This window comes from Thermococcus sp. (assembly GCF_027052235.1).
Lineage (GTDB): Archaea > Methanobacteriota_B > Thermococci > Thermococcales > Thermococcaceae > Thermococcus.
The window spans coordinates 1-4,959 of sequence record NZ_JALUFF010000022.1 but is presented as its reverse complement, the minus strand read 5'-3'; the positions used below and the strand labels follow the sequence as shown (position 1 = coordinate 4,959).

At 50.4% G+C, this 4,959-nt stretch carries 10 protein-coding genes and 1 tRNA gene; all 11 read left to right on the top strand.

What is annotated here, in order from left to right; genetic code table 11:
* The first annotated feature begins 279 nt into the window (after positions 1-279).
* Positions 280-717 (top strand): AbrB/MazE/SpoVT family DNA-binding domain-containing protein, encoded by a 438-nt coding sequence (locus MVC73_RS02275; protein WP_297506495.1) that lies wholly within the window; start codon positions 280-282, stop codon positions 715-717.
* Between the two features lie 310 nt (positions 718-1,027).
* Entirely contained in the window at positions 1,028-1,189 is a 162-nt protein-coding gene (locus MVC73_RS02270; protein ID WP_297506493.1) for a hypothetical protein, read from the top strand.
* A gap of 5 nt (positions 1,190-1,194) precedes the next feature.
* A complete protein-coding gene (locus MVC73_RS02265) occupies positions 1,195-2,109 on the top strand; it encodes a hypothetical protein (protein ID WP_297506491.1) in 915 nt (304 codons plus the stop codon).
* Positions 2,110-2,330: 221 nt separating this feature from the next.
* Positions 2,331-2,405 (top strand) — tRNA-Gln (locus MVC73_RS02260).
* A gap of 21 nt (positions 2,406-2,426) precedes the next feature.
* A complete protein-coding gene (locus MVC73_RS02255) occupies positions 2,427-2,621 on the top strand; it encodes a hypothetical protein (RefSeq protein ID WP_297506489.1) in 195 nt (64 codons plus the stop codon).
* A complete protein-coding gene (locus MVC73_RS02250) occupies positions 2,618-2,857 on the top strand; it encodes a hypothetical protein (protein ID WP_297506487.1) in 240 nt (79 codons plus the stop codon). The genes MVC73_RS02255 and MVC73_RS02250 overlap by 4 nt, the downstream gene beginning before the upstream one ends.
* Entirely contained in the window at positions 2,854-3,045 is a 192-nt protein-coding gene (locus MVC73_RS02245; RefSeq protein WP_297506485.1) for a hypothetical protein, read from the top strand. The genes MVC73_RS02250 and MVC73_RS02245 overlap by 4 nt, the downstream gene beginning before the upstream one ends.
* Complete coding sequence (locus tag MVC73_RS02240) at positions 3,036-3,239, top strand: hypothetical protein (protein ID WP_297506483.1); 204 nt, start codon at positions 3,036-3,038, stop codon at positions 3,237-3,239. Before MVC73_RS02245 ends, MVC73_RS02240 begins: the two co-directional genes overlap by 10 nt.
* Positions 3,236-3,586: a hypothetical protein gene (locus MVC73_RS02235; RefSeq protein ID WP_297506482.1), complete on the top strand. Its 351-nt coding sequence runs from the start codon at positions 3,236-3,238 to the stop codon at positions 3,584-3,586. The genes MVC73_RS02240 and MVC73_RS02235 overlap by 4 nt, the downstream gene beginning before the upstream one ends.
* Positions 3,587-3,758: 172 nt before the next feature.
* Positions 3,759-4,283: a hypothetical protein gene (locus tag MVC73_RS02230; protein ID WP_297506480.1), complete on the top strand. Its 525-nt coding sequence runs from the start codon at positions 3,759-3,761 to the stop codon at positions 4,281-4,283.
* A 6-nt stretch (positions 4,284-4,289) separates the two neighbouring features.
* A partial coding sequence (locus MVC73_RS02225; RefSeq protein WP_297506478.1) for a hypothetical protein occupies positions 4,290-4,959 on the top strand: 670 nt, incomplete at its 3' end.

Genomic DNA, 4,959 nt, shown 5'->3' with positions numbered 1-4,959 from the left:
GTTCTTCCCCACCCGCACCAGCATCAAAAGATTTAATTAGATCAATATATTCCCCTCTCAAGAATTCAACACGAACCTTATTTCCAAGAGTTTCTAATTCAACCTCGTACGGCCTTAGCATTACAACCCCAGACATTACAATTAAGACAGTCCTTAAGTAAATTACGGACGGAAAAATTACCCCTCATATAGAGAGGCCCACGGTAAACCTTATGTATGACCAGGGGCATACAAAAAACAACCAACTCAACATTAGCTAAAATCGAAAGAGGTGACCTCATGAAAGAATCCAAAGAACCACTAGCGAAGTTTCATGCCAGCATAAACACAAAGGGTCAGATTGTAATACCTAAGAAAGACAGAGAGTTGCTTGGGTTAGCTAAAGATGACATCGTTGAGGTTATCGTCAGGAAGATTCTAAAATCAGATGACAAACTTATAATTACAGGGGTTGCCTATATTGTAGCCAAGCTCAGTTCCAAGGGACTCATTACGATTCCACAAGAAGTACGGGAAGAGTTGGGGATAACCCAAGACTCTATCATTGAAGTCCTTCTCGTAGGATTTCACAAATTTGATGACCTAGTCAATCCAAAAGGAAAATCCTTGCTCTCAAAATTAACACACAAGCCATTCAGGATCATAACTGCTGATGAAGAATCACAACTTATCGAAAAGTCCAGGTCTTATTATTCTTATTCTATTATTGAAAATTAGTTATATACATATCTATATTTCACAGAAAAGAAGCAATTTCAGAGACGTGTAAATTTGAAACTCCCTCCAAATTGGCGCATTTTTTGGAACAATTTTATGTGTTACAAAATTCAAGTGTATTACTTTACAGTCAAGTAACATTCATGAATTTTGTAACACAAAATTTTCTGAAGTGAACATTATTCATACTTGGTATGAATTTTGTTCTTTGTCTCGAACAAATGTTCACTGGAACGACCAAAAGGATTTTATAGTTTAGTATGAATATCTCTTACGTAAGAATTATTCATACCCATATGGAGGTGAACGTATGGGACGACCCCGCAAGTGGGAAGGACCTGTGAAGAGGGTTGAAGCATGGATTCCCTACGATGCTTACGAAGAGATGGATCGGGAGAAATCCAAGAGGGGCCTAACATGGTCTGAGCTGATTCTGGAGGCTTGGGACGCTTATAAGGCAATTAAAGGGTGAATACAATGAGGTATGCCGGGCCAAAAACAGGAACAGGAAGACCTCGCAAGTGGGATGAACCAACTGAACACATCTCTTTAAGGCTCCCTCTTTCAATCCTCCAGAAGATAGATGAAATGACTCGGCCCGGCGTTTCTAGAACTGACGTGATAGTGGCGCTAGTAGAATCTGCATCAAACGTGCAGGTAGCTGAATATGTCCTCCGCAATAAGGAACTGGCTGAAGAAAATGAGAAACTAAGGAAAGAAATAGAAGAACTCGAAAAGAAGCTCGAGGACTGCGCTTCTAAGCTCTTTGACTGTAAGAACAACAAACCGAAACTCGCCTCGAAGTGGTCTAAGATTCTCCTCGCCATTCCAAAGGCGGTCGAGGAGGGCCTCACGTGGAATGACCTCATGCGCGAGTTGAATATTCTCGCCCCACAAGAGCAGGTCAAGGTAATGCAGCAGTACTTCATCATGGTTGATGAGAACGGTAGGATTCCTGAGGTCATCAGGCCCTTACCAGGCATTAAGGAGCTTGAGGGCATCGTCCTCTACCGGCCGAATAATGAGAACGTCCGCTTCGCGAAAATCGTCCGCGAGGACACGCTTAAAGCCATGAAGAGCCTGAAGGTTGAAGCCCCCAAATCTACCAAGGAGGGCCAGCCTGCCGTCGAGGTTCCGAGGGCGAAGATTGAGAAGACGCTGAGGAAGTGGTTGGAGGATTATGAGGGGTGGGCTTCTGACTGGCGGACTAAGGCGAAGGCTGAGGAGTTCTTGAAGAGCGTGGGTAATAATGGCCTCAAACGGCTCGTGCTGGAGTACGGTTTCGATGTTGTGGCTGAAGTGGTTGGTTCTAACGCGGATTACCGGGCCTTGTTCGGCCCGTTTCTCCTGAAGCTCCAGGAGAAAAAGCTGGAGGTGAAGGCGGATGTCTGAGTCGGAAGCCGGGTTTTGGGAGTTTGTCTCCAACGAGCTGAGGCGGGCCCGACCGCAGGAGGGCATTGAGGACGTGGTAGCGTGGCTTGAGGAGGAGAAGGCCAAGGCGGAGAATTTGAGGTTTTCGTATTCTATCCGCGGCGAGCCCCTCAAGGCGGCTTACGAGGAGGGGCGGCTCGAGATAATCAACGCGGTTCTCCAAAAGCTCAGGCGGATCGGGCAGCCCGGTGGTGTAGGGGCAAGCATGCCGGACTTTGGATCCGGCGACCGGGGTTCGACTCCCCGCCGGGCTACCATTTCGAAAGAGGTGGTTTGAGATGCCGGAACCTTTAGTGGAGTTTGCTGAGGCCCTCGGCTATGAGATCGACGAAGACATGATTGGAGAGATATTCTCGGTAGTAACTCTGGAGGATGGACAGGAAGTCGAAATCGTTGGGTTAGATGGAGTTATCTACGCAAAGGGGCCCGGAAAGCTCTACGTTGCCTTCATTCCAGAGGAGGGGTACGAATGAAGTACAAATTCCTTATCGTCCTGATTGAGGGCGAATGGATGGATGAGGACGACGCGATAGAGGAGTATGGCATGAGCTACGTCGACATGATTGAGGATTCTTTTGAGGTAGAAGTCGAGGCCAAGAACTGGAAGGATGCCGAGGAGAAGATAGCCCTCGCGGCAAAGGTTCTCAAAGAGGGGCCGATCCCGGCCCCGGCTTCATCTTCTTCAGAGCGCCGGGAGGGTCGCTCATGAGGGACTACGACACTCTCCGCCTGCGCGCTCTCGAGCTCGCCAGGGAGCGGTGGGTCAGCCCGCGCGAGCTTGCTAGAGAGCTGCACATTGACGTGAGGGACGCTCAGGCCATCCTCGACGACCTCTCGAGGAGGGGCCTCGTCTTCCGTGACGGCCCCTTGGCGATTGCCAGGGAGGGATGGGCATGAGATTCACTCTGGATTTGGGTTTTGTGCTTGAGCACATGGGTAACGAGTACGACGAGGAGCTGAGGGACTTTGACAACGACGTGATATGGGAGCTGACTAAGATGCTATTGAATGGAGAGCTGGAGTTCTACGTTGACGACGGTTTCCTCGTGTTGGAAGTCCCTGACGAGCTGATTGAGGAGGGTCGCGCATGAGTGCGGTGAATGAGGTTTGGATCCTTGCGAGTGAGTTGGGGTTCAGGCGGCATTCAGGGAATTCGTATTTCGTGATCAGGAAGTACAAGCGTGGAACGGGTTACTCTGTCAGGAAGGTGGACAGGCTCTTCTCAGGGTTCACTCAATCCGGGAGGGTGAAGAAGTTCGAGAGTTTTGAGGAGGTCGTGAAGTTCCTCGCTAGGGAGCATCCCACAGTGAAGAATTACGCTTTTGCAGTCTACCCGGAGAGCATTCTAGAAGCTCTTGAGAATTCAGAGCCTGAAAAGCGCGAGTTTTGGAAGAGCGAGCTTGAATACCTTAAAAACCTCGTGGAGGGGGCAGCGTGACGACTGCTCAGACTTTCGTCCGCGCGGATGAACTCTACGTCAGAATGCGCTGCCCTCGGTGCGGGCATTGGGTTGAGGGGAAGCGGGGGGCTCCACTGTACTGTCATCACTGCGGCGCACTGTTCAACGAGAGTGGGCAGCTCATCATGGTGGTTCATAGGGAGGGATGGTGATGGCCTCCCGCACGGCTTTCGTCTATCAGGACTCACTCAACATTGAGGACGCGTTCACGTACTTCAAGAGATTGATGAGGGACGCTGAGAACAGGGTGGCCTTCAGCCGGGCGCTCCAGAAGGCTCGCAAAGGCCTGGACGTGCACATGTACGTGACCGATGTTGACAGCCTCGTGATTCAGTATATCAACCGGGGCGGAGTGAAGGGCTTCCGCTTCACGGGCTTTGAACTCAAAAACATGAACCCGCACTCTGCGCTCGTGAACGGGAAGGTGAAGGTGAACGGCAAGCAGTACGAGGGGCATAGAATGTTTGCCATGAAGGCTGGCATTGACTTTTATTATCTTGTCAATTTGGGCAGGGAGTTCCTGGTCTGGAACGTGGCCAACACGCCGGTGAGCTTCGACTGGTACGGGCACGGGCACGCGCGGGATTACTACGCGTTCGTCCACCTCGATGATGTGATTCGCGTTCCTGCTCAGGAGTTGCCCGAGACGCTCAGAATGCTGTTGTGGGGGAGGTGACGGGGCATGGAATTGTTCTTCTTCGGAGTCGCTGACGGTTCGGCAAGAAAGGCGATAGAGAGCTTCGCTCCACGTAAGTTCAATGTCATGGTCAACTACGCGACTGCGGTCAGACCGATTCCGAAAAACCGTGATAAACTCTTCGTCGACAGCGGTGGCTTTAGCTTCTTCTTCAAGCTCAAGGGGTATCCAGATAGCCACCTCAACTATCTCCGCTACGTTTACCGCGTCAAGGCTGACTTCTTCGCGAACAGAGACTACCCCAACGAGCCTCAGGTTCGCGAGAAGTGGGGAGTGACTGTCAGGGAGAACCAGATGAAAACCATCGGGAACCAACTTAAGATCATGGACCTGCTTGACGACTATTATCCCAAGCTGAAGCCCAAGTTTGTTGCTGTTCTCCAAGGGTGGGAGCTCGATGATTACATCTGGATGCTCGACTACATGAAGGAGCACGGTCTTCTCACGAATCTCATTGGCCTTGGCACCATGTGCAGGCGCGGGCAGGAGAAGCAGATCCGTGAGTACATTCTGGCGATTAGGAAAGAGCTCCCGCGGAAGTATAAGCTTCACGGCTTTGGCATCAAGTTCGGCGTTTTAAAATACAAGGACGTTTGGGACGCACTCTATTCAGCAGACAGCCTCGCGTACAGGTATCACATTAGAAAGAACTGGA